General features: G+C 72.8%; 19 protein-coding genes. 12 read left to right on the top strand and 7 right to left on the bottom strand.

Annotated elements, in window-relative coordinates; translation table 11 throughout:
• Positions 1-70: 70 nt before the first annotated feature.
• The 4 genes from ACFXPL_RS15715 (at position 71) to ACFXPL_RS15700 (ending at position 3,087) form a co-directional block, all read left to right on the top strand.
• A complete protein-coding gene (locus tag ACFXPL_RS15715) occupies positions 71-253 on the top strand; it encodes a hypothetical protein (RefSeq protein ID WP_384918554.1) in 183 nt (60 codons plus the stop codon).
• Positions 250-1,014, top strand: a complete 765-nt coding sequence (locus ACFXPL_RS15710) for a hypothetical protein (protein ID WP_384918551.1) — start codon at positions 250-252, stop codon at positions 1,012-1,014. Before ACFXPL_RS15715 ends, ACFXPL_RS15710 begins: the two co-directional genes overlap by 4 nt.
• Positions 1,015-1,081: 67 nt before the next feature.
• Positions 1,082-2,005 carry a DUF6895 family protein gene (locus ACFXPL_RS15705; protein ID WP_384918548.1) on the top strand — a complete coding sequence of 308 codons (924 nt, stop codon included), beginning with the start codon at positions 1,082-1,084 and terminating at the stop codon, positions 2,003-2,005.
• 8 nt (positions 2,006-2,013) lie between these two features.
• Positions 2,014-3,087 carry a serine hydrolase domain-containing protein gene (locus ACFXPL_RS15700; protein WP_384918545.1) on the top strand — a complete coding sequence of 358 codons (1,074 nt, stop codon included), beginning with the start codon at positions 2,014-2,016 and terminating at the stop codon, positions 3,085-3,087.
• A gap of 24 nt (positions 3,088-3,111) precedes the next feature.
• On the opposite strand, the gene ACFXPL_RS15695 is transcribed toward ACFXPL_RS15700, so the two are convergent.
• Positions 3,112-4,479: an LCP family protein gene (locus tag ACFXPL_RS15695; protein WP_384918542.1), complete on the bottom strand. Its 1,368-nt coding sequence runs from the start codon at positions 4,477-4,479 to the stop codon at positions 3,112-3,114.
• Between the two features lie 230 nt (positions 4,480-4,709).
• Between ACFXPL_RS15695 and ACFXPL_RS15690 the strand changes: the two genes are divergently transcribed.
• Positions 4,710-5,186, top strand: coding sequence for a hypothetical protein (locus ACFXPL_RS15690; RefSeq protein WP_384918539.1), 477 nt, complete (start codon positions 4,710-4,712; stop codon positions 5,184-5,186).
• Positions 5,187-5,230: 44 nt separating this feature from the next.
• Here the strand turns inward: ACFXPL_RS15690 and ACFXPL_RS15685 are convergent, their stop codons facing one another.
• Positions 5,231-8,446, bottom strand: coding sequence for an alpha-L-rhamnosidase (locus ACFXPL_RS15685; RefSeq protein WP_384918678.1), 3,216 nt, complete (start codon positions 8,444-8,446; stop codon positions 5,231-5,233).
• A gap of 252 nt (positions 8,447-8,698) precedes the next feature.
• Between ACFXPL_RS15685 and ACFXPL_RS15680 the strand changes: the two genes are divergently transcribed.
• The gene (locus tag ACFXPL_RS15680; RefSeq protein ID WP_384918536.1) at positions 8,699-10,441 is read left to right on the top strand and encodes a hypothetical protein; all 1,743 of its coding nucleotides are present in this window, start codon (positions 8,699-8,701) and stop codon (positions 10,439-10,441) included.
• Positions 10,442-10,520: 79 nt separating this feature from the next.
• Here the strand turns inward: ACFXPL_RS15680 and ACFXPL_RS15675 are convergent, their stop codons facing one another.
• Positions 10,521-11,015, bottom strand: a complete 495-nt coding sequence (locus tag ACFXPL_RS15675; RefSeq protein ID WP_384918533.1) for an Lrp/AsnC family transcriptional regulator — start codon at positions 11,013-11,015, stop codon at positions 10,521-10,523.
• Between the two features lie 439 nt (positions 11,016-11,454).
• On the opposite strand from ACFXPL_RS15675, the gene ACFXPL_RS15670 reads away from it, so the two are divergent.
• A complete protein-coding gene (locus tag ACFXPL_RS15670; protein ID WP_384918530.1) occupies positions 11,455-11,934 on the top strand; it encodes a DUF2000 domain-containing protein in 480 nt (159 codons plus the stop codon).
• 44 nt (positions 11,935-11,978) lie between these two features.
• Positions 11,979-12,275, top strand: coding sequence for a Tn3 family transposase (locus ACFXPL_RS15665; RefSeq protein ID WP_384918527.1), 297 nt, complete (start codon positions 11,979-11,981; stop codon positions 12,273-12,275).
• A gap of 67 nt (positions 12,276-12,342) precedes the next feature.
• Here ACFXPL_RS15665 and ACFXPL_RS15660 read toward each other — a convergent pair whose 3' ends face one another.
• On the bottom strand, positions 12,343-13,248 hold the full coding sequence (locus tag ACFXPL_RS15660; protein WP_384918524.1) for an NADP-dependent oxidoreductase: 906 nt from the start codon (positions 13,246-13,248) through the stop codon (positions 12,343-12,345).
• 283 nt (positions 13,249-13,531) lie between these two features.
• Here ACFXPL_RS15660 and ACFXPL_RS15655 point away from each other — a divergent pair, with 283 nt between their 5' ends.
• The 3 genes from ACFXPL_RS15655 (at position 13,532) to manD (ending at position 17,168) form a co-directional block, all read left to right on the top strand.
• On the top strand, positions 13,532-13,909 hold the full coding sequence (locus ACFXPL_RS15655; protein ID WP_384918521.1) for a winged helix-turn-helix transcriptional regulator: 378 nt from the start codon (positions 13,532-13,534) through the stop codon (positions 13,907-13,909).
• A 424-nt stretch (positions 13,910-14,333) separates the two neighbouring features.
• Entirely contained in the window at positions 14,334-15,890 is a 1,557-nt protein-coding gene (locus ACFXPL_RS15650; protein ID WP_384918519.1) for a mannitol dehydrogenase family protein, read from the top strand.
• A 63-nt stretch (positions 15,891-15,953) separates the two neighbouring features.
• On the top strand, positions 15,954-17,168 hold the full coding sequence (gene manD, locus ACFXPL_RS15645) for a D-mannonate dehydratase ManD (RefSeq protein WP_384918516.1): 1,215 nt from the start codon (positions 15,954-15,956) through the stop codon (positions 17,166-17,168).
• Positions 17,169-17,395: 227 nt separating this feature from the next.
• Here manD and ACFXPL_RS15640 read toward each other — a convergent pair whose 3' ends face one another.
• Positions 17,396-18,829 carry a dihydrolipoyl dehydrogenase family protein gene (locus ACFXPL_RS15640; protein ID WP_384918513.1) on the bottom strand — a complete coding sequence of 478 codons (1,434 nt, stop codon included), beginning with the start codon at positions 18,827-18,829 and terminating at the stop codon, positions 17,396-17,398.
• Positions 18,830-18,964: 135 nt separating this feature from the next.
• On the opposite strand from ACFXPL_RS15640, the gene trxA reads away from it, so the two are divergent.
• Positions 18,965-19,345 carry a thioredoxin gene (trxA, locus tag ACFXPL_RS15635; protein ID WP_384918510.1) on the top strand — a complete coding sequence of 127 codons (381 nt, stop codon included), beginning with the start codon at positions 18,965-18,967 and terminating at the stop codon, positions 19,343-19,345.
• Positions 19,346-19,451: 106 nt separating this feature from the next.
• On the opposite strand, the gene ACFXPL_RS15630 is transcribed toward trxA, so the two are convergent.
• Entirely contained in the window at positions 19,452-20,888 is a 1,437-nt protein-coding gene (locus tag ACFXPL_RS15630) for an aldehyde dehydrogenase family protein (RefSeq protein ID WP_384918507.1), read from the bottom strand.
• Positions 20,889-21,021: 133 nt separating this feature from the next.
• Complete coding sequence (locus ACFXPL_RS15625; protein WP_384918504.1) at positions 21,022-22,212, bottom strand: thiolase family protein; 1,191 nt, start codon at positions 22,210-22,212, stop codon at positions 21,022-21,024.
• Positions 22,213-22,371 lie beyond the last annotated feature (159 nt).

Below are 22,371 nucleotides of genomic sequence, written 5' to 3'. Positions count from 1 at the left end.
TCGATCTATGCCTAAAGTTGGCCTCGGCATAGCCCAGAAAGGGCGATGGCATCTACATGAGGAGCCCACCATGCTTTCTCAGACCATGAGGCCGACGGAAATCACTCTGGACACCGACGCGTTGGGTACGGCGATGGCCGAACCCGAGGCACCCTTGAGCGACGCCCCGGTGTACGCGCCGGAAGCCGCCGGCGTTCTGCTGCTGCTGGCCCTTCTGTCCCCGAAGGAGCCCAAGGAGCCGAAGGGCCGATGAGCCCCGACCGGTCGCAGACCTCCTATCAAGAATCAGCGGCCGGCCTGGCACGACGTGCCCTCGGCGCCCTTCGGGGCGCCGGGGGCACCGCCATGGTCGCCGAACACGTCGAGAGCGCCCCGGACCCCGGCGCGGCGCTGGCCGCCATCAGGATCCTCGGCGCGGACGCCCTCGCCCCCGCCCTGCTCGCCGGAGCCCCCGTGCACCCCCGGGACGCGGAGGCGGTCGCACTGGCCTTCACCGCCCTGCCGCCCGCACGGGACGTCACCCCGCCGCCGCCCGCCGGGCCCGCGAACCCCTGGCTGATGGCCTGGCGTGACTGGGGCACCGTCACCCTGCTGGCCGTGCTGTCCGGTGAGGCCGACGCAGGCAGGGGCCGGGGAACCGACGGGCGGCTCACGGTGGTCCAGCCCGCCCCTCCCCCGCCCGCGGGACCGGCCGCGGCGGACGGCGACGCCTGGGCCGCCTGGTCCGTGACGATGGGACAGCTCTCCACCCTCGCCCTGCCGGGCCTCGACGGCCCGGTGCACGACGCGGCGCGCAGCTCCCCGCTCGGTCTGGCGCGCGGGGCGACCCGCGCCGTACTGCGCCGGGACTACCCGACCGCCGCCCGGATCGTCCGCTGGCTCGCCTGGCTGCACAGCGACGGGGTACGGACACCGCTCGACCCGGTGCCGCTCGTGGAGCACATCTCCCTGCTGGCGGGCGGCGACCGGCTCGCGCTGGACACCGCGATCGCCCGCAGGCTGCTCACCGTATGAACTCCGGTGGCCCCGGCCGCCGCCCGCCCCGCACCCCACCGAACCGCCCCGATCGGACCGAGACCCGATGGCCATGTCCGTCACACAGACCGCCCACCGCGTCAGCCTGCGGGCCCTGCGCTGGCTCCACACCCACCGCGAGCACGGCGCGCTCCCGCCCGACACCACCGCCGAACTCGCCGAGCCCGACACCGTCTACAAGCCGCTGGGCGAGACCGCGCTCGCCGCCTCGCTGGTCCTGCGGGAGGCGGTGGCCGGCAGTACGGAGCTACGGCTCGCCCGCGAACTGCTGGACTTCACCTGGAAGCAGCTCGGCGGCGGGGACATGCTCCATGAGCGGCTGCTGCGCTATCCGCTGATGAGCGATCCGCTGGAGACGTACGCGCACTTCGCGCGCAGCGGCTACCGCCATGACGAACTGGACCGGCTGCTCACCCACACCACCTCGCTGCGCTCGGCGCGCGCCATGGAGATGGTGCCCAACCGGCGCCTCGCCGTCGCCAACGCGGCGCGCATCAGCGGCTTCGACGGGGGCGGGCGCGCCGCCGACTGGGCCCGGCTGACCCGGGAGACCTGGCTGGGCGCACTTCCCGAGCCGTGGCTCATCGACTGGATGACCGCGTACAACATGACGCACACCGTCTTCCACATCACCGACTGGGGACGTCTCCCCGGCGACCTCCCCGCCGATCTCGCCGGCTACCTCGGCCGCTGGCTGCCGGCCTGGATCGACATCTGGGCCGAGATCGGCGAATGGGACCTGGTGGCCGAGCTGATGATCGTGGGCAGTTGTCTGCCCGAGCCGCACATCGACCCGGCCGACTGGGCGCGGCTCGCCGCCGTCCAGCAGGAGGACGGGCTGCTGCCCAGGGACGGCACTCCTCTCGAAGGCGGCCCGGGCGAACGCTTCGAGACACATCACCACACCACCGTGGTGGCGGCCGTCGCGGGCACCCTCGCGGTCGCGCGCTCCCTCGGCGGCGACCGGTGAGCGAACCGGTGACCGCTGTCCGGCCGGCGGACGGCGACGGCGAGCGTGAACCGCCGGTGTGGGCGCGCGCCCCCGCCGCCGCGCTCGCCTCGGCGGCCTCCGGCGCCTGCGCGGTGGTGGTGGCGCTGCGCCGGGGCGAAGAGCGGGCCGTCGTACCGTACGGCACCACCGCGTCCGGCGGCGGCGCGCCGGTCACGGCGGACACCCGGTTCGAGATCGGGTCGCTCACCAAGTGCTTCACGGCGCTGCTCCTCGCCGAACAGGCCGCCAGGGGCGAGGTCGCGTACGGCGATCCGCTGGCCCGCTTCCTGCCGCCCGCCGTGCTGCCCCAGCAGCGCGGCGGCCCCATCACCCCGCTCCATCTGGCGACGCACACCGCGGGGCTGCCCCGGCTGCCGCCCGGTCTGCTCGCCGGGGCGGCGGCCCAGTGGTTCTCCAACCCGTACGCCGCGTTCTCCACCGACGACCTGCTGCGCTCCCTCGCCAGGACCCGGCCGCACGCCCGCCCCGGCGAGCGGGTGCGGTACTCCAACTTCGGTGTGGGGCTGCTCGGTCACCTCCTCACCCGGGCGGCCCCGGGCGGCCCCGGGTACGGGGAACTCCTCGCGGAGCGCGTCCTCGACCCCCTCGGCCTGCGCCGTACCGGCGGCGACCCTGACCTTCCGCAGGCCACCGGGTACTGGCACGGCAGAGCGCGCCCTTCCTGGCGGATCCCCGGTCTCCCGGGCGCGGGCGCGCTCCGTTCCAGCGCGCCCGATCTACTGGCCTTCCTCGACGCCTTGGCGGAGGGGCCGGCGCGCGGCACGGCGGACGGGCCTCTCGGTACGGCGCTCGCGGAGGCGGTACGGCCCCGGCTCGCCCTGCGCGGCGGCACCCGGCGGCTGGCGCTCGTCTGGAACATCCGGGTCCGGCCGGACGGAGCGGTGTACCACCACTCCGGCGGCACCCGGGGCTTCACCGCCTTCGCCGGCTTCGTCCCGGACCGGCGCACCGCCGTGGTCGCGCTGGCGAACACCACCCCGGCCGTCGACCAGGCGTTCCTCCAGCGCGCCTACACCACCCTGGTCACCCTCCACGAATGAACGGCCCAGGAGCGGTGCGCCCGTTCATCCCGTGGGCTCGGGGAGGTCCGGGCCCACCGTGAGCGTCACCGTCCCCGAGGCCTCCGCGTCCGCCGGGGCGGGGTCCATCCCGGGGAACCGCGCGGCCAGGGTCCCCGCCTGATCCGCGAGCCCCTCGGGGTAGGTGAGGGAGGAACGGTCGGCCGGTGCGGGGGCGTTGCCGGTGGCGGCGATACGGAAGCCGAGCGCCCGCAGCCGGTCGGCGGTCTCGCGGGCCCTGCCGGGGACGCCGGTGCCGTTGAGGACGGTCACCGCCACCGTGCCCGCGGCCGGGGGCAGCGGCGGCGTCGCCGCTTCGAGCCGCGCGCGGGTCAGCTCCCGGTCGTGGGTGAGCGCGGTGAAGAGCGTCCGGGCGGCGGACGGGTGCCACAGGACGTTGGCCGTGTCGCCCGGCACATCACGCTGGCGGGGATAGTTGGGCACGGTCAGGAACGAGATCCGGTCGGTGGGCAGGCCCCGCAGGCCCGAGGCGAGTGTGTGGAGGGGAGCGAGGCCGGCCAGTTGGGGATCGGTGGTGAGCGCCCCCGTGGCGGAGTCGAGGAACCGGTAGAGCGCCGCCGGCCGGTGCAGCGCGGCCTTCGCCTTGGTGACGAGCGCCCGCATGAACTCCTGCTGGCGGCCGATCCGGCCGAGGTCCGTACCGTCACCGAGGCTGTAGCGGGCCCGTACGTACCCGAGCGCCTGTTCGTTCCTGACCGTCTGGCAGCCCGCTTCGAGATCCAGCCGGGCCTTCGCGTCGTGGATCGGCGCCGTGGGGCAGACCTCGACGCCGCCGAGGGCGTCGACCATGCCCGTGAACCCCCGGAAGTCCACGATCATGAAGTGGTCGACCCGTACCCGGGTGTTCAGTTCGACCGTTCTGATGGTGCAGGCGGCGGCCCTGGCCGTGTCACCTCCGGAGCCGCCGATCGCGAACGCCTCGTTGATCTTGAAGTGGTGGGGGGCCGAGGTGGTGCCGCCGCCCCGGTCGCAGGCGGGGATCCGTACCCAGGAGTCACGGGGGAACGAGACCACCGTGGCCCACCGGCCGCTGCCACCGACATGCAGCAGCATCAGTGTGTCGGACTGCATCGAGGTCAGTCCGCCGCCGTAGGTGTCACCGGCCCCCGCCCGGCTGTCCGAGCCGATGACCAGGATGTTCTCGCCGCCCTGGGTGGCGCGTGGCCGGTTGTCGCCGAGTGCTCCGGACACGCCCGCGCCGTGGATGTTGCCGCTGAGCCGGGTGTAGATCCAGCCTCCCGCGGTGGCCGCGCCCAGGACGACGAGCGCCGCCGCCAGCGCGAACCAGCGGCCGATCCGGCGGCGTGGGCGCGGCGCCGGCAGGTTCCACAGGCTCTTGTCGCTCGGGTTCACTGCGTCAGACTCCTCACTGCGTCACTGCGGTGTCACCGCGTCAGCGCGTCACCACGCGGACCGGCCATCAGGTCAACAGCGGAGCGGGCCCCCTGGGCACGGCCAACACCCGCGTACCTCAGCAGGCCGCCGGCGTCCACGGGCCGGTACGTCGGACGGCTCTGCCCGGTGGCCCGGCGGCCGGGCGTGCCGTGTAGTGGAAGGCGGGGTCGCCGAGTCCGGGAGAAACGATGTTCTCGAACCAGTTCACCGCGCCCCCGCGCCCGCGGCGGACCCTGGATCTGCTGCGCGCCGTGGCCAGGGTGCTGGCCGCGGCGGGGCTGGCGGTGGACGCGTATCTGCACGCGCATCTCGCGGACCGGTACGACGCCGTCTCCGCCGGTGTCGGTCAGGGCAACCTGTTCCGTGCCGAGGCCGGCCTCGCGGCGCTCGCGGCGCTGCTGGTGCTGGTCTGGCGCCGGGTGCCCGGCGACATCTTCGCCTGGCTGGTCGCGGCGGGCGGCCTGGCGCTCCTGCTGGTCTACCGCTACGTCGACGTGGGCGCGCTGGGGCCGATCCCCAACATGTACGAGCCCGTCTGGTACGGCGAGAAGCGGCTCACGGTGGTCGCGCAGGCCGTCGCCGTTCTCGCCACCATCTTTCTTCTGTGCACCTATCCGCGTCGCCGGGGCGGTGGCGCCCACGCGCGGCGGGAGCGCCCCGAGTGAAGGCCGGCCCTCCGCCTCGCGGAAGGGCCGGTCTCCTCCGTGTCTCAGCCCGTGAAGTGGTGGCTGCCAGGACCGGCGGCGTAGACGGCGCAGCCGTCCTCCGCCCGCAGGAAGCGGGTCTCCCCGTGGCGGACGCGCGCCGCGTCCGCGGTGGGGATCCAGACCTCCGCGGTGGTGTTGGCGGGCAGCGTGACCGTGAGCCGGAAGCTGCCGCCGGCGGCCTTCCACCGGGTGGTGACCGGTCCGTAGAGGGAGTCGTAGCGCCCGCTCGCCTCCGTCACCCCGCCGCCGGGACGGGGCCGGACGATGATCTTCCGGAAGCCGGGGGCGCCCGGTGCGATGCCCGCGATGTGCGCGTACATCCACTCCCCCACCGAGCCGTACGCGTAGTGGTTGAAGGAGTTCATCCCGGCGTCCTGGAAGGTGCCGTCAGGACGGATGGAGTCCCAGCGCTCCCACATCGTCGTGGCGCCCTGGTCGATCTGGTACCCCCAGCTGGGGAAGGTCCGCTGGAGCAGCAGCCGGTACGCGACGTCGATGTGTCCGGTGTCGGTGAGTACGGGCAGCAGCCGCGGGGTCCCGAGGAATCCCGTCGACAGGTGCCCGCCCTTGGCCTCGATGAGCTGGACCAGCCGGTCCGCGGCGGGCGCGCGCTCCGCGTCGGCCAGCAGGTCCATGGAGAGGGCGAGGACGTACGCGGTCTGGGTGTCGCCCTTGATCCGCCCGTTCGCGGAGACGTACGCGGCGCGGAAGGCGTCACGGACCGCGCCGAACAGGGTGGTGTACGGCTCCGGGTCCTTGCCCAGGACCGCGGCGGTCCGCGCGACGAGGTCGGCGCTGTGGGCGAAGTAGGCGGTGCCGATGACGTCCCTGGGCGTCTCGTCCTCGATGTTGAGCCAGTCCCCGAACCCCTCGTCGGGGCGGAGGAGTCCGCTGCTGTGCCCCTTCAGGTAGTCGAGCCACGCGAGCATCGGGTCCCAGGACTCCTCCAGCACGCGGGTGTCCCCGTACGCCTGGTAGAGCGCCCAGGGCACGGTGACCCCGGCGTCCCCCCAGCCCGCCACCCCCGCGCCGACGTTCTCCTCACCGATGTCCGGCGCGACATTGGTGAACGCGCCGTCGCTCTGCTGGCCGTCGCGCAGATCGCCCAGCCACTTGGTGAGGAAGCGCGCCGACTCCATGGTGTAGGCGGCGGTGGGGGCGAAGACGTTGATGTCGCCGGTCCAGCCGAGCCGTTCGTCACGTGCGGGGGTGTCGGTGGGTACGGAGAGGAAGTTGCCTCGCTGTCCCCAGGTGATGTTGCTGTGCAGTTGGTTGAGGAGGGGGACGTTCGTCCGGAAGTCCATGGTGAACGGCGCGGAGGTGTGGATGACCCGTCCCACCACGGCGTCGGCGGCCGGCCGGTCCCGGACGCCCGTCACCTCGACGTAGCGGAAGCCGTGGAAGGTGAAGCGCGGCTCGTACGTTTGCCTGCCGCCGCCCTTGAGGGTGTACGTGTCGGTGGCGCGGGCGGTGCGCAGATTGGCGGTGTAGAGGGTGCCGTCGGGGTTCAGGACCTCGGCGTGGCGCAGCCGTACGGTGGTTCCCGCGGCGCCGGAGACGGTCAGCCGGACCGTGCCGACCATGTTCTGGCCGAGGTCGAAGACGAAGACTCCCGGTCTGGGCTCGGTGACCTTCCGGGGCCGGATCTCGGTCTCCACCCGTGAGGGGGCGTCGATCTGGGCGACCAGAGCGGCGGGCGCCCCCTCGGCGGTGTCGACGGGCAGCCACCCCGTCGCGTCGAATCCGGGGCGCGTCCAGCCGTCGGTCTCCAGCCGGGCGTCGTACTCCTCTCCCATCACCAGATCGGCGGAGGTGACAGGGCCGGTGGCCGCGCGCCAGTCGGTGTCGGAGACCACCCGCTCGGTGGTGCCGTCGGTGTAGGTGACCTCCAACTGGGTGAGCAGTGCCGGGCGTTCGCCGTAGTTGTGCGGGCCGAACCAGGCGATGTTCCCCGCGTACCAGCCGGCGGCGACGGTGACGCCGAGCGCGTTGGCGCCGGGGCCGATCAGGGTGGTGACGTCGTACGTCTGGTACTGGACCCGTTTGCCGTAGTCGGTCCAGCCGGGCGCGAGCCGGTCCTCGCCGACGCGCTCGCCGTTGAGGTGTGCCTCGTACAGGCCGAGGGCCGTGGCGTAGAGCCGGGCCCGCGCGACCGTCTTGCGCGGGAGCCTGAACTCGCGGCGCAGTTGGGCGGCGGGGGCGTACGAGACGCTGATCCGTCCCCAGGGCCCTGATCCCCACGGGGCGAGGACCTGGGCGGCGGGCCAGGAGGCGTCGTCGTAGCCGGTGGAGGTCCAGTCGTCGGCGGGCTGCCGGTCGGTGGTGCGCCAGGTGGCGTCGGTGGGCAGGACGCGTACGCCGTCGGCGGTGGTCAGCTCCAGCAGGCCGAGCAGTCCGGCGGGGCTCTCCGTCGCGTTGACGGCCGACACGGCGATCACGTTGGCGCCGGGGCGCAGCGCGTCCGTCACCTCGGCGACGGTGGGGCGGCGCCAGTTCTCGGCGGGCCCGTCGGCGTCGGTGTGCGCGACCTGTACGCCGTTCACCAGGGCGGTGAGGCCGTCGTCGGCGGTCAGGACGAGGCGGGCGCGGGTGACGCCCGCCGGGACGTCGATCCGGGTACGGAACCAGCGGGTGGCCGCCGGGACGTTGGATCCGGGGGCGCCTTCGGGGAACCAGATCCAGGAGGCGCCGTCCATCTTGGGCGCGCCGACCAGCGCGGCGGGCGCGCCGATCCAGCGCGCCGACCAGTCGGCGGGGGCGGTCAGTCCGGTCTCCCACCAGGAGGGCTCGGACCACGCGGAGGGGGAGCCGTCGGCGCTCCAGACCCGCACGGTCCAGTGGTAGCGGGTGCGGGAGGCGAGCGCCGGGCCCGCGTACGGCACCAGGACGGATTCCGCCGAGACCACCTTGCCGCTGTCCCAGACATCGGGCCGGGACAGGCGGTGCGGGGCGGTGGCGACCCGAATCTCGTAGGCGGTCTGCCGCTGGCCGGGGCGTGCGGAGACGAAGGGCCAACTCAGCCTGGGGTGCGGGGTGTCGATGCCCAGCGGCTGACGTACGTACTCGACGGTCGGCGCGGTGACACGCAGGGCCGCCTTCCCCGCGACCGGGGCGTCGGTGGTGGCCGTGGCGGCCCGAGCAGCGGGAAGGGGCCCTACGGCCAGGGTTGTTCCCAGGACAGTTGCGGTGGTTCCGAGCAGTCGTCTTCTGCTGATCACCATGCGGCTCCGTTACGACTCGGCAATGAATCGTTTCATCTGCCCCGTGAAAGTAGGGAGCCGCGTGTGGCCTGTCAAGGGTCCTGGGGCGGAGGGGCACGCCGGCAACGGCCGTTGCTCCGGGTGCCCCACGAGGTTTCGCCCCAGGTCGTGGGCGCGCGTGCGGGGGTTCACGACGGGGCAGACATGGTCGGGAAGGGCACTACAATGCGGGTCTGCACGGGGTGAGTTCGACGACTGGGGGGAGTCGCGATGTCTTGGGACGAGCAGCGCGGAAACGGGGAATCCGGCAGAGCCGGCGGGTTCGGCGGAGCCGGGAGAAGCGGCGGTTTCGGCGGAGCCGACGGAAGCGGCGGGGCCACGGGGCCCGTCGAGTTCGGCAAGCCCGAGGAACCCGGCGGTCTCGGTGGGTACGGCGGGCCCGGTGGGTACGGCGGGCCCGGTGGATCCGGGGGCTTCACGGTGCCGCCGCCACCGACCGCACCGCCCGCCGTACCGCCGGGGCCGGCCGACCCGCTGCGCGCCGTGGCGGTGGCCCTGCTCAACCTGAGCGGTCTCGGGCTCGGTTACGCGCTGGTGCGCCGCTGGTTCGCGATGGCCGTCTGCTGGGCGGCGACCGGCGCCCTGCTGTTCATCGCCCTGCCCGCGGACCCGGACGGCGTTCCCCGCGGCCCGCTCACCGCGTACCTGGTCTTCCTGGCGCTCGCGGCGGTGCACGGCGCCGCCGGCGGGCTGCGCACCTCACTGGCCTGGCCGCCGCGGGCGCCCGTCGCCCTGGTGCTCGGACTGGTGCTGCTCGCCGCGCCTGTCGGCGGTGTGGTGCTGTACGACCGCGCGCGCGAGGAGGCCACGCAGAAGCTGCTGCTGGACCGGCTCGACGAGGCCGACCAACTGGTCGAGAGCGCGCGGATCGAGCCGTTCGCCACGGCGGAGCCCGCCCTCACCGAGGCGCTCGCCACCTACCACGACCTCCAGGCGGACCACCCGGGCTCCCGGGCCGCGAAGCGCGTTCCGAGCCGGCTCACGGCGTACTACGAGGCGGTCGGCGCCCCGTACGAGGAGAAGGACTACTGCGGAGCCATAGAGCCGCTGACCTATCTGCGTACGGTCCCGGACACGATGGACAAGAAGCGGCTCGGCCCGCTGGTCACTTGGCCCGACGACCGGCTCGCCACCTCGCTGTACGAGTGCGGGGTGGGCGACCTGGGCAAGAACGCCGCCGTCGCGCAGGACGGCGGCAACCTCGCCGAACTGCTCACCACCTTCCCGCGGTCCGGCCAGGCCGCGAAGGTCGAGCCGGCCGTCCGCACGACGATCGAGTCGACCGCCAAGGGCCTCAAGGGCTCCAGCCCGTGCGCGGCCACCGACACACTGCGGACGCTCAGGGCGCAGGCCGCCTCGCTGCCCGGACAGCGGGCGGGCGTGGCCGAGGCGCTCACCGAGGACACCGGCAGGGCGGACGCGCACATCCGGTCGGGTACGTACGCGTGCGGTGTCGAGCAGTACAAGGACGGTGACTTCGACACGGCGCTGACCACCATGAACGACTTCCTGACCGCGTACAGGCACGACAAGAACCGGGCGCGCGCCGAGAAGATCGCCATCGCCGCGGAGATCGCCCAGGACGAGCCCGCCGCGGGCAAGCGGCTGCCCACGACGGCCTCCGGCGGCTCCATCTCGGTCACGATCAAGAACGACAGCCCCGACGATGTCGAGGTCCTGTACACGGGCCCGGTCACCGGCACGATCACCCTCAAGGGGTGCGGAAGCTGCTCGCGGTACTCCACCGCGGTCAGCGCCTCGCTCACCGCCTGCAAGGGCGGCAAGAACTACCCGCAGAAGACGATCAGCCTGCCGGTCGGCACCACGTACTTCCTGCACAAGTCCAAGAGCAGCACGGCCACGTCCTCCGGCGCCGACACGGCGAAGCTCCAGCCCGGCTACATCTACACGGAGTGCGCGTACGTGGTGGAGGGCCTCGGAACCGGGTTCTAGCGTAACGGTGTGCGGGGCGCCCTCCCCGGTGAGTGTCAGCGTGCGGACGCCGGGGACGCGCCCGGTGACGCGGACCCGGTCAGCGGGGCCGGTGTGCGGAGCGGGGCCGATCCGAGCTGGTCGGCTCGATGCAGCGGGACTGGACGTGCTCGTAGATCATCGTGGTCTGCACGTCGGCGACTTCGCGGCGTTCGGTGAGGCGGTCGATGACGAAGGCGTACACGCTGTCGACGTCCGGGACAGCGATGTGGATGAGGAAGTCGTGAGCGCCCGAGGTGACGAACAGGCCGATCACCTCGGGCAGTCGCGCGGCCCACTCGCGGAACCCTTCGATGACCGGGCGGGCCGGAGGCCGGATGCGCACCGAGATGAGCGCCTGAACGGGTCGGCCGGCGGCGTCGAGGTCCAGGGCCGCGTGGTATCCGGTGATGACGCCGCGTTCGCGGAGCAGCCTGACGCGTTCCAGTGAGGTCGAGGGAGAGACCCCGGTCTTGGCCGCCAGGTCGCGGTTGGTCTGCCGCGCATCGTTCTGCAGTTCGCGCAGCAGGGCCCGGTCCAGTGCATCAAGTTCCATGAGATGCACGGTACGCCGGATGAAGTTCGGCGAGCAGGGAGCCCTGTCGGGTTCCTGCCTGGCCTCGCGGTCATGGCTGCACGAGAGAACGGCCCGGCCCTCGGTACGGGGCTGGTGATGGCGGCGGCGGTGCTGTGCCCCCCTGGCCTCGGCCCTGATCGGCGTACTGCTTTCTCCACGAGCGCCTCCCGCCCTTGGCCTGGGCCGGCTGCGCACTGGTCCTCGCCGGAATGATCACCACGTGCCTGCCCACGATGTCTCGCCATCGCCCCTCCGCACGAGCGACGGAGTTTCCGCCCGATCGCCGCATCACGTTCGCCGACCGCCCTGCAAGCGCCTCCTTTGGCGAACAAGATGCGGAGACAGCGCCCAGATCCGGCATATCTGCCTAACATTCTCCGATCTGTCCGCACGAGTAAAGAGGATTACCATGTCTGCGATGAACGCACCGAGCGCGACGACGGTGGGCTTCGCACCGGAGGAGGTGGACTTCACCCTGTCCACCCGCCAGGCCCGGCTCAAGTGGGTCGTGGTCGTCAACGCCGACCTGCCTCCCGGCCGGGCCGCCAACGCCGCCATCTGCGCCGCCGCCCCCACGGTGACCGCGGTCCCCGGTCTGCTGGGCACCGACGCCGCCGACGCGGAGGGCACCGTGCACCCGGGCCTGCCCTGGGCGGGCTGCTCGGTGCTCGTCGCCGACTCCGCCACGCTGCGCACCATCCGCGCCAAGGCGGCCTCCCGCGCTGACATCTTCGTGGCCGACGTGCCCGCCGCCGCCCAGAGCACCCGCGTCTACAGCGACTTCATCACGGCCGTGGGCAAGACCCCGACGGAGGACATCGACTACTGCGCGGTCAGCGTCGTCGGCCCCCGCAACCCGGTCGACAAGATCGTCGGCAAGCTCCCCCTCATGCCCTGAACCAGGCTCACCCCCACGCCCGTCCATACCCACCAGGTACGCGAATGACCGAACGTGACACCCACGGCCGGGGGAACCACTGGCCGGACATGCTCCGGGTGGCCGGCTCCCTGTCACCGGGCAGGTGCGGGCGTACGACCTGCTGCGGATGTTCGGCCACGAGGAACGCCCCACCCCGCTCGCCGGGCACCGCGTTCACGGAGTACGGACGGATCGCCAGGACCCCGCACCTGCTGCGCGCGGTCGACCCGGTCGACGGCGGCCCACGCCCGCCGCGCGCCCCGGGCATGCCGGAGCTGCACGAGGACGACGGCAGACAGGCGTGGGGCGTCCAGCGCTGAGCAGTCAGCGCCAGGCCCGCCAAGATCATCGCTTGGCGGGCCGGCGCATCTGCGCCGCGCCCTCGCCTCAGACGCAGATCACGATCTTTCCGCGTGTGCGTCCGCGCTCGGCGTGCGCGTGGGCGTCGGCGATCCGCTCCAGGGGGTAGGTCTGTTCGATACGGGGTGTGTAGCGGCCTTGCCTGCCCAGTTCCGCGGCCGCGGACAGGAGGGTGGAGTCGTTCTCCGCGTTGACCACATGCGTGCCCAGGCGCTGCCCGCCCGCGTGGTCGGCGACCGTCGCGACGCGTGTCGGGTCGCCCGTGATCGCGACGAGGTCGTCCAGGGATCCGGAGGCCGCGGTGTCGAGCGCGATGTCGACGCCGTGCGGAGCGAGAGCGGAGAGGCGCTGCGCGAGGCCGGGGCCGTAGGTGGTGGGAAGGGCGCCGAGGGAGGTGAGGAACTCGTGGTTGCGTTCGCCGGCTGTCCCGATCACGGTGGCGCCTTGTGCCACAGCGATCTCGACTGCCGCGCTGCCCACGCCTCCGGCGGCGCCCTCGACGAGAAGGGTGCGTCCCGCCAGGGAGCCGAGCGCGTTCAGGCCACGCATCGCGGTCACGGACGCGAGGCCGGCGCCCGCGGCCTGCTCATCGTTCCAGGTGTCGGGGGCGTGGGCCCAGGCGGAGAGGACGGCCAGCTCTGCGGTTGCGCCGGTGACACCGCCCAGCCCGAAGACCCGGTCGCCGATGCTCACCCCCTGCACTCCGTCACCGATTTCGTCGACCACGCCGGCGGCGTCGCGCCCGGGGATGGCGGGCAGCTCCAGGGGAATCAGCTGGTGCAGGGCGCCGGCGCGCAGCTTCCAGTCGATGGGATTGACGCCGGCCGCCGCGACGCGGACACGGATCTCGCCAAGTCCGGGGTGAGGGTCGGGGGCCTGCTCGATCACCAGGCTCTCCGCTCCGCCGTATTCATGGAAGCGTGCTGCACGCATAATGCACTGCCTTACCTTTATAGGTCGAAATGATGGTGTTCATTCGACGCCGTCACTCTAAATCCGACGTTGACGTGAGGTGCGAATCGGCCGGCCGACGGCCTTCCGGCCGGAGGAGGAGGGGTGCGGATCGGCGAGATCGCCGAGCAGTCGGACGGCCACCCGCCCCGACAACCACGATCCTGCCCATCGTCGGAATACCTCCCGTCGAACCGACGCTCCGGAAGATATCCAGAAGGTCGGTCACCGACTGGATACCAAGACCTGAGACGGGAGACCCTCAATGACGCGACGGCCACCGCTGCCACCCGATTTGTTCGACGAGCTGTGCCCGTCCTCGCTGCTGCCTTTCCAGTTCGGTGACAAATGGGCGTCCATGGTCCTCCACTGCCTGGACGACGGCCCGCGCAGATACTCCGAACTCCGCGTACCACTGGGCCGCGTCACACCGAAGGCGCTCACCCAGTCGCTCCGCCGCTTGGAGCGGAACGGGTTCGTGTCACGCACCGTGCACGCCGACCCGAAACTGCGGGTGGAGTACGCGCTGACACCGCTGGGCCGCAGCATGCTGGAGCCGCTGGACGCCGCGTGCCGATGGGCGACCGAGCACTGGGACGAGCTGCTCGACGCCCGCGAGGGCGGCACGTCCCCCATCGGCTGAGCAGAACCTGCGTTGACGCGTGCCGCACCGGACGAGCCGCACCTCCGCGTTCCCTCGGGGATTCGCCAACAGCGGTGTCCGCGGCACCCGGTTCACTCTTCGCCGTGGTGGGTGAGGTGGCCGTTGGTGAGCCGCCGGCAGTGCTGGTGCGGTGCCAGTTGCCAGGTCTCGTCGGCAGCGATCGCCGGTGTGATCCATGCGTGGAGTTGCGGCAGGGCACGCGCTCGCAGAACGGCGCGAGCGGCAGCCCGCCCAATGGCCCGCGCGGACACCACCACCGGCCGCCCCGCCCGTTCCCACACCCTCCCACCACCACCGTTGCCTCTACCATACAAGGCTTGTATGGTAGCCCCGCCGGAGATCGAGGCCGCCGCGACGGACCGGCGTCCACCCCCCATCGGCGAAGACCCACCGAGGAGCCCGCGTGAACACCGACCCGAGCCGGAGCCGGAGCCCGATCCCGAGTGCGCCGCCGCTCTCCCGTTCCCGTCTCCCCGTACCCGGCATGGCCCGCCCCCGCACCGCTCCCGAACAGGGCATCGTCCACCTCGGACTCGGCAACTTCCACCGGGCCCACCAGGCCGTCTACACCGCCGAGGCGCTCCGGCACGTGGAAGGCCCCTGGGGTATCACCGGTGTGGTCACCGGACCGACGCAGCGCTCCAGGACCGTCGTGGAGGGCATGACCGCGCAGGACGAGCTGTACACCGTCCTCACCCTCGGCGGCGACGGCTCCGTACGGGCGGACGTTCCAGGCGTGCACCATCCGGGGCTGCTCGGCGGGGATCAGGCCGAGGCCGTGGTCGACGCCATCGGCGCGGCCGGCACCCGGATCGTCACCCTGACCGTCACGGAGAAGGGGTACACCTTCACCCCGTCCGGCGGCCTGGACCTGGACGACCCGCGCGTCGCCGCGGATCTCACGGGAGAGGCCGCCCCGCGCTCCCCGCTCGGCCTGCTGCTGCGCGGTCTGCAGCGCCGGGTACGCACCCACGCCGCCCCGCTGACCGTACTGACCTGCGACAACCTGATGGACAACGGCAGCAGGCTGCGGCGGCTGCTGGACGAGTTCGCGGCGGCCCTGCCGTCCGGTGAGCGCGAGGAGCTGACCGCCTACCTCGCCGCCTCGGTGTCGACCCCCGGCACCATGGTCGACCGCATCGCGCCCGCCACCACCGACGAGCACCGTGCCCAGGTCACCCGCCACTTCGGGGTGCGCGACGCGGTACCGGTGCCGGCCGAGCCGTACCGGCTGTGGGTCCTCCAGGACGACTTCCGCGCCGGGCGGCCCGCCTGGGAGAAGGCCGGCGCGGTCTTCACGCCCGAGGTCGCGGGCTACGAGACGATGAAGCTGCGGCTCCTCAACGGCGCCCACTCACTGCTCGCCTATGTCGGGCTGCTCCTCGGTCACCCCTCCGTCGACCGCGCGGTCACCGACCCGGGCCTCGGCGCGGCGGTACGGCACGCCATGACCCGGGAGATCCTGCCGAGCCTCGACGTGCCGGACGGAGTCGACGGCGCCGAGTACATCGAAGAACTGCTGGAACGCTTCGCCAACCCGGCGCTCGGCCACCGCACCGCGCAGGTCGCCACCGACGGCTCGCTGAAGATCCCGGTCCGCTGGGCGGGACCGCTCGCCCATCACCTCGCCTCCGGCACGGTGCCCGACGTCCTGGCCCTCGGTGTGGCCGCGTACATCGAGGTCGTCACCCGGGGCCAGGACGCGTACGACGAACGGTCCCTCGGCGCCGTACGGGACGACGCGACCGCCCGGCTGCGCGCACTGGCGGAGCGCGCGGGCGAACCCGGCGCGGCGGCGCGGCTGGTGGTGGAGGCGGGCGACATCCTGCCCGAACCCGTCGCGGGGCGGCCGGAGTTCACCGACCGGGTGGCCGCCTACGCGCGGGACCTGGCCCGGCACGGCGCCCGCGCCACCCTGGACGCGGCGCTGCGCGCCGCCGCCACAACTCCCCTCGCGTGACAGCCTCTTCCTCCACCGCACCTCCGACTCCCCCACCCACACAGAGAAAGGCGGGCCGCCCGCATGGCCACCATCGTCGACGCCCAGGTGTTCGTCACCAGCCCGGGACGCAACTACGTCACTCTGAAGCTGACCACGTCCGACGGTGTGACGGGCATCGGCGACGCCACCCTCAACGGCCGTGAGCTGTCGGTGGCCTCCTACCTGAGCGACCATGTCTGCCCCACCCTGATCGGGCAGGACGCCGACCGTATCGAGCAGATCTGGCAGTACCTCTACAAGGGCGCCTACTGGCGTCGCGGACCGGTCACCATGACCGCGATCGCCGCCGTCGACGTGGCGCTGTGGGACATCAAGGGCAAGGTGGCCGGGCTCCCCGTCTACCAGTTGCTCGGCGGCGCGGCCCGGGAGGGCGTCACCGTCTACGGCCACGCCAGTGGCAACGACATCCCCCAACTCCTCGACGACGTCGACCGTTTCCTCGGCCGGGGCTTCCGCGCGGTCCGGGCGCAGGCCGCGGTGCCCGGACTGGAGCGCGTGTACGGCATGCGCAAGGGCGACGGGGTCACCTACGAGCCGGCGGACGGGAGCCTGCCGACCGAGGAGAACTGGGACACCGGCGCCTATCTCGACTTCGTGCCCACCTACATGGCCGCGGTCCGGGAGCGGTTCGGCTACGGCTTCCAGCTTCTGCACGACGTGCACCACCGGCTCTCGCCGATCGAGGCGGCCCGCCTCGGCAAATCCCTTGAGCCGTACCGGATGTTCTGGATCGAGGACCCCACCCCGGCCGAGGACCAGGACGCCTTCCGTCTCATCCGGCAGCACACCACCACCCCGCTGGCGGTCGGCGAGATCTTCAACAGCATCTGGGACTGTCAGCACCTCATCACCGGCCGGCTGATCGACTACATCCGTACGTCGGTGTCGCACGCCGGCGGGATCAGTCACCTCCGCAAGATCTTCTCCCTGGCGGAGCTGTACGGGGTGCGCACCGGCTCGCACGGCGCGGGCGACCTCTCTCCCGTCTCCTTCGCCGCCGCGCTCCATGTCGACCTCTCCGTCGCCAACTTCGGCATGCAGGAGTACATGAGCCATCTCAGCCCGTACGAGGAGGTGTTCCAGACGTCGTGGCGGTTCGAGGACGGTCTGATGCACCCCGGTGACCGGCCCGGGATCGGCGTGGACTTCGACGAGAAGGCCGCCGCCCGCTTCCCGTACGACCGCAAGTACCTGCCCGTGAACCGGCTGCGCGACGGGACCGTCCACGACTGGTGACCGTGGTCGCCCTCCCGGCGCGAGCATGCTGATCCCCGTGCCGGATCCGCCCTCGCGGCGCCTTTTCCGGCGCCGCGGGTGGTGGTCCGGCACGGCGACCGGGTGCGTGCGCCCACTCCTCCCGGAGGTGGGGCTGGGCCGCGGGCCGCAGCCGGACCGCACAGGCCCGATGGCCGGCTCCCAGACCGTCGGGCCTGTGCCCGCCCCTCACGCTTCTCGGCGTCACCTCACCGGTCGCGGTACGTCTCCAGCAGCCGCAGCCAGATCTCGCTGATCGTGGGGAACGAGGGAACGGCGTGCCACAACCGGCCGATCGGGACCTCACCGACCACCGCGACCGTCGCGGAGTGCAGCATCTCGCCGACCCCCGGGCCGGCGAAGGTGACACCGCGCAGGATCTCCCGGTCCAGGTCGACGACCATGCGGGCGCGCCCCCGGTAGCCGTCGGCGTACAGGGACGCGCCCGAGACGCCGGAGAGGTCGAAGTCGACCGCGTGGACCCGGTGGCCCGCCGCCTCGGCCTCCGCGAGGCTGAGGCCGACCGCGGCGACCTCCGGGTCCGTGAAGACGACCTGGGGGACCGCGGTGTGGTCGGCGGTGGCGGTGTGGGCGCTCCACGCGTCCGTGGCGGACACCGTGGCGCCCTTGGCCCGTGCGGCGATGGCGGCGCCCGCCGCCCGGGCCTGGTACTTGCCCTGATGGGTGAGGAGCGCGCGGTGATTGACGTCGCCGACCGCGTACAGCCAGTCGCTCCCCTCCACCAGACAGGTGTCGTCGACCGTCAGCCACGAGCCCGGCTCCAGGCCGACCGTCTGCAGGCCGAGGTCGTCGGTGCGCGGGGCGCGACCGGTGGCGAAGAGGATCTCGTCGGCCTCGATCCGCTCGCCGTCCGCCAGCACGGCGGTGACGGGTCCGGTCCCGCCGTCGCGTTCGACCGCGGTGACCGACACGCCCGTACGGACGGTGGCGCCCGCCTCGGTGAGCGCCTCGGTGACCAGCTCTCCCACGAACGGCTCCATCCTCGGGAGCGGTCCTTCGCCCCGGATCAGCACGGTGACCTCGGAGCCGAGCGCCCGCCACGCGGTCGCCATCTCCATCCCCACCACACCGCCGCCGACGACCAGGAGCCGCGCCGGGACGGTCGGGGAGCTGGTGGCCTCCCGGCTGGTCCAGGGCCTGGCGCCGGCGAGTCCGGGCAGCTCGGGCAGGACGGCCCGGCTGCCGGTGGCGACGGCGACCGCGTGCCGCGCCGTCAGTGTCCGCTCGGTGCCGTCGGCGCCCGTCACCGTCACCCGCCGGTCGCCGTCCAGCCTCCCGTGGCCGCGGTGCAGGACCGCGCCGGTCCCCTCCAGCCAGCCGACCTGGCCGTCGTCCTTCCAGTGCGCCGTGAAGTAGTCGCGGTGCGCGAGCACGGCCGCGGCGTCCAGCGGGCCCCGGGCCGACTCGCTCAGCCCCGGCACCCTGCGCGCCTCGGCGCGCGCGATGGCAGGTCGCAGCAGCGCCTTGCTGGGGATGCAGGCCCAGTACGAGCACTCACCTCCGACGAGCTCGCTCTCCACCACGGCCACACTCAGCCCGGCCGCCCTGGCCCGGTCGGCGACGTTCTCCCCGACCGGTCCCGCGCCCAGGACCACCACGTCGTACTCCACGGCATCTGTCATGGGGCCAGTCTGGCCGGGACCGGTTCGCATGGCCAGACGATCTTCGGGCAGGGGCCCCGGGTGTCAGGAATACGACGACGGCCCGGGCCGTTGTCGCAGGCGGCTTCACCGGAGAGCAGGAAGAGGTACCAGGCCATGGCCACAGTGGAACTCACCAAGGAGAACTTCGACCGAACGGTGTCGGAGAACGACTTCATCCTGATCGATTTCTGGGCGTCCTGGTGCGGTCCGTGCCGCCAGTTCGCCCCGGTCTACGAGAAGGCGTCGGAGCGTCACGACGATCTGGTCTTCGCCAAGGTCGACACGGAGGCGCAGCAGGAGCTGGCCTCGGCCTTCGAGATCCGTTCGATCCCCACGCTGATGATCGTCCGGGACAATGTCGCGGTGTTCGCCCAGCCGGGCGCACTGCCCGAGACCGCCCTGGAGGACGTGATCGGCCAGGCGCGCGCGCTGGACATGGACGAGGTGCGCAAGTCGGTCGCGGAGGCCGAGGCGAAGAACACGGACGAGGGCTGAGCCCGGGGGCCGGACCAGGGACACGCCCTGGTCCGGGGCGTGACCCGGCCGGCACGCTCCGGAAAGCGTGCTCCGGCACGCCCAGGAAGGCGGGCCACGGGACGGCCTAGAAGGCGTGCCTCGCCGGTTCGCGCCGTACCGTCGTCCAGCGCAGCTCCGTGAACGCCTCCAGATTGGCCTCGCCGCCGAAGCGCGCGCCCGTTCCCGACGCGGCGATGCCGCCGAAGGGCGCGACCGCCTCGTCGTTGACGGTCTGGTCGTTGATGTGGACGATCCCGGTGGGGATACGGTCCGCCAGCTCCAGGCCGAGCGCCGTGTCCCGGGTGACGATGCCCAGCGAGAGCCCGTACGGGCCCGCCGACGCGAGCGAGGCGGCCTCGTCCAGACCGGTGAACGGGCGTACGGGCGCGACCGGGCCGAAGACCTCCTCCGTATAGGCGGGGGTGTGGTCGTCGACGTCGGCGAGGACCGTGGGACGGTAGAACAGGTCGCGGTGGGTACCGCCCGCGACGACCTTCGCCCCGCGTGCCGCGCTCGCCTCCACCAGGGCGTCGATCTTGGCCAGTTGGGCCGCGTCGATGATCGGGCCGAGATGGACCCGCTCACGGTACGGGTCCCCCACGGCCAGCGACTCGGCCTTGGCGGCCAGCCGCTCGACGTACTCCTCGTACAGCGAGGCGTGGACGAGATGGCGTCCGGTGGTCATGCAGATCTGGCCCTGGTGGAAGAAGGATCCCCAGGACGCCTGGGCGACCGCGGCCTCGATGTCGGCGTCGGACAGCACGACGAGCGCGGAGTTGCCGCCGAGTTCGAGGTGGGCCCGTTTGAGGGCGCCGCCCGCCGCCCGGCCGACCGCGCGCCCGGCCGCCGTGGAGCCGGTGAAGGAGATCACCGGCACCCGCGCGTCCGCGACCAGCGCCTGTCCGGTCTCGGCCCCGCCGGGCAGGATGTGCAGCAGCCCCTCGGGCAGTCCGGCCTCCGCGAGGACGGCGGCGAGCGCGAGCCCGCCGCAGACGGCGGTGCGCGGATCCGGCTTGAGCAGCACGGCGTTGCCGAGCGCCAGGGCCGGGGCGACCGACCGGATGGAGAGGATCAGCGGGGCGTTGAACGGCGCGATGACGCCGACGACACCGGCCGGCACCTGGCGCGTGTAGGAGAGCCGGGGCTCCTCGCTGGGCAGCAGCCGGCCGGTGGGGCGCGAGGCGAGCGCCGCGGCCTCGTAACACTCCTGCGCGGCGACGTGCAGTTCGAAGTCGGCCTTGCCGGGGATGGACCCGGACTCCCGTACCAGCCAGTCGCGCAGCTCGTCGGCGTGCGCGGCGAACAGGTCGCCCGCGCGCCGCAGCACCCCGGCCCGTACCAGGTGCGGGGTGGCCGACCAGGCCCGCTGCGCCGCCTCGGCGGCCTCCGCGGCGGCGGTGACGTCCTCGGGAGAGGCGAGGACGACCGTACCCAGGACGTCGCCGGTCGCGGGCTCCACGACCGCGGACTCACCTCCCGACCGTCGGACGGGCTGCCAGGTCTTGGGGTCGAGCAAGGTCATGAAGGATCTCCAGTGGCTCGGATGATCGGGTACGGTACAGCGGATCCGGCGGCCGGCGGGGCGGTTTCGACGAACGCGGGGCCCGCCGCCCTTTCCCGAACTCCGCTTCCTCTGCGGGGAGTTGACGTCGCGCTCAGCGTTCGAGGACGAGGGCCATCCCCTGCCCCACCCCGATGCAGAGCGCGGCGAGCCCCGTACCCGAACCGGCCGCGGCGAGCTGGTGGGCGACGGATCCGGCGATCCTGGCTCCGGAGGCGCCCAGCGGATGGCCGAGCGCGAGCGCGCCGCCGCGCGGGTTGACGAGGGCCGGGTCCAGCTCCGGCCATTCGGCGAGGCAGCCCAGCGACTGGGCGGCGAACGCCTCGTTCAGCTCGAAGGTGGTGAGGTCGGCGAAGGTGCGGCCCGCCTTGCCGAGGGCGCGCCGGACGGCCTCGACCGGTCCGAGGCCGAAGAGCTGCGGCTCGACGCCGGTGACGGCGGAGGCGCGGATCCGGGCCAGCGGCTCGCGGCCGGTCTCGCGCAGGCCGTCCTCGTCGACGAGGAGCAGGGCGGCGGCGCCGTCGTTGAGGGGCGAGGCGTTCCCGGCGGTCACCGTCCCGGTCCCGTCGTCACGGAACGACGGCTTCAGCTTGGCCAGCGCCTCCATGGACGTGGTGTCGCGGACGCATTCGTCGCGGACGAGGTGCACCCCGTCGTACGGGACGACCTCGCCGTCGTACAGTCCGGCCGCCCACGCGTCGGCCGCCTTGCGGTGACTGGCGAGCGCGAAGGCGTCCTGCCGCTCGCGGCCGAGGGCGTGCTTGTCCGCGATCAGTTCGGCGCCCTCGCCCAGCGGAACGCTCCACTCCGCGGGCATCCGCGGGTTGGTCATGCGCCAGCCCAGGGTGGTCGAGTGGAGCTGCTGGTGGCCGGCCGGGAAGGCGCGTTCCGGCTTCTGGAGCACCCACGGGGCCCGGGACATGGACTCGACGCCGCCCGCCACGACGACGGAGGCGTCGCCGAGGGCCACCGCGCGGGCGGCCTGGATGACCGCTTCGAGGCCGGAGCCGCAGAGCCGGTTGACGGTCACCCCCGGGACGGAGACGGGCAGTCCGGCGAGCAGGACGGCCATCCGCGCCACGTCCCGGTTGTCCTCGCCCGCGCCGTTGGCGTCCCCGAGGACCACGTCGTCGATCAGCGCCGGGTCGAGGCCGGGCGAACGGTCGACCAGCGACCTCACCACATGGGCGGCGAGGTCGTCGGGGCGTACGGAGGAGAGGGCACCCCCGAACTTGCCGATCGGGGTACGGACGGCGTCGACGATGTAGACGTCGCGGATGCTCATCGGATCTCCGGCTTCTCTCCCCTGGCGCACGCCCGCCGTCCTCGACGGCTGTTCGCCTGGTGAACTTTGATTCATCACGGCACGACCCGTCAGAGTCTCTGCCCGGCACCGAGCGCTGTCAACGGCCGTCAGGGATCGGACAGGCCGTCAGCGGCCGGG

This window comes from Streptomyces sp. NPDC059092, assembly GCF_042756365.1.
In the GTDB taxonomy this organism is placed as follows: domain Bacteria; phylum Actinomycetota; class Actinomycetes; order Streptomycetales; family Streptomycetaceae; genus Streptomyces.
Note: the sequence above shows the minus strand (reverse complement) of the source record. Positions and strands in the feature narration are given on the sequence as shown.

Excerpts from the sequence above, each read along its gene's own strand:
- ACFXPL_RS15675 (WP_384918533.1), bottom strand. The coding sequence starts at position 11,015 with ATGGAACTTGATGCACTGGACCGGGCCCTGCTGCGCGAACTGCAGAAC.
- ACFXPL_RS15630 (WP_384918507.1), bottom strand. The coding sequence starts at position 20,888 with ATGACCTTGCTCGACCCCAAGACCTGGCAGCCCGTCCGACGGTCGGGA.
- ACFXPL_RS15715 (WP_384918554.1), top strand. The coding sequence starts at position 71 with ATGCTTTCTCAGACCATGAGGCCGACGGAAATCACTCTGGACACCGAC.
- manD (WP_384918516.1), top strand. The coding sequence starts at position 15,954 with ATGGCCACCATCGTCGACGCCCAGGTGTTCGTCACCAGCCCGGGACGC.
- ACFXPL_RS15670 (WP_384918530.1), top strand. The coding sequence starts at position 11,455 with ATGAACGCACCGAGCGCGACGACGGTGGGCTTCGCACCGGAGGAGGTG.
- ACFXPL_RS15710 (WP_384918551.1), top strand. The coding sequence starts at position 250 with ATGAGCCCCGACCGGTCGCAGACCTCCTATCAAGAATCAGCGGCCGGC.
- ACFXPL_RS15705 (WP_384918548.1), top strand. The coding sequence starts at position 1,082 with ATGGCCATGTCCGTCACACAGACCGCCCACCGCGTCAGCCTGCGGGCC.
- ACFXPL_RS15690 (WP_384918539.1), top strand. The coding sequence starts at position 4,710 with ATGTTCTCGAACCAGTTCACCGCGCCCCCGCGCCCGCGGCGGACCCTG.
- ACFXPL_RS15640 (WP_384918513.1), bottom strand. The coding sequence starts at position 18,829 with ATGACAGATGCCGTGGAGTACGACGTGGTGGTCCTGGGCGCGGGACCG.
- ACFXPL_RS15665 (WP_384918527.1), top strand. The coding sequence starts at position 11,979 with ATGACCGAACGTGACACCCACGGCCGGGGGAACCACTGGCCGGACATG.
- trxA (WP_384918510.1), top strand. The coding sequence starts at position 18,965 with ATGGCCACAGTGGAACTCACCAAGGAGAACTTCGACCGAACGGTGTCG.
- ACFXPL_RS15625 (WP_384918504.1), bottom strand. The coding sequence starts at position 22,212 with ATGAGCATCCGCGACGTCTACATCGTCGACGCCGTCCGTACCCCGATC.
- ACFXPL_RS15680 (WP_384918536.1), top strand. The coding sequence starts at position 8,699 with ATGTCTTGGGACGAGCAGCGCGGAAACGGGGAATCCGGCAGAGCCGGC.
- ACFXPL_RS15655 (WP_384918521.1), top strand. The coding sequence starts at position 13,532 with ATGACGCGACGGCCACCGCTGCCACCCGATTTGTTCGACGAGCTGTGC.
- ACFXPL_RS15660 (WP_384918524.1), bottom strand. The coding sequence starts at position 13,248 with ATGCGTGCAGCACGCTTCCATGAATACGGCGGAGCGGAGAGCCTGGTG.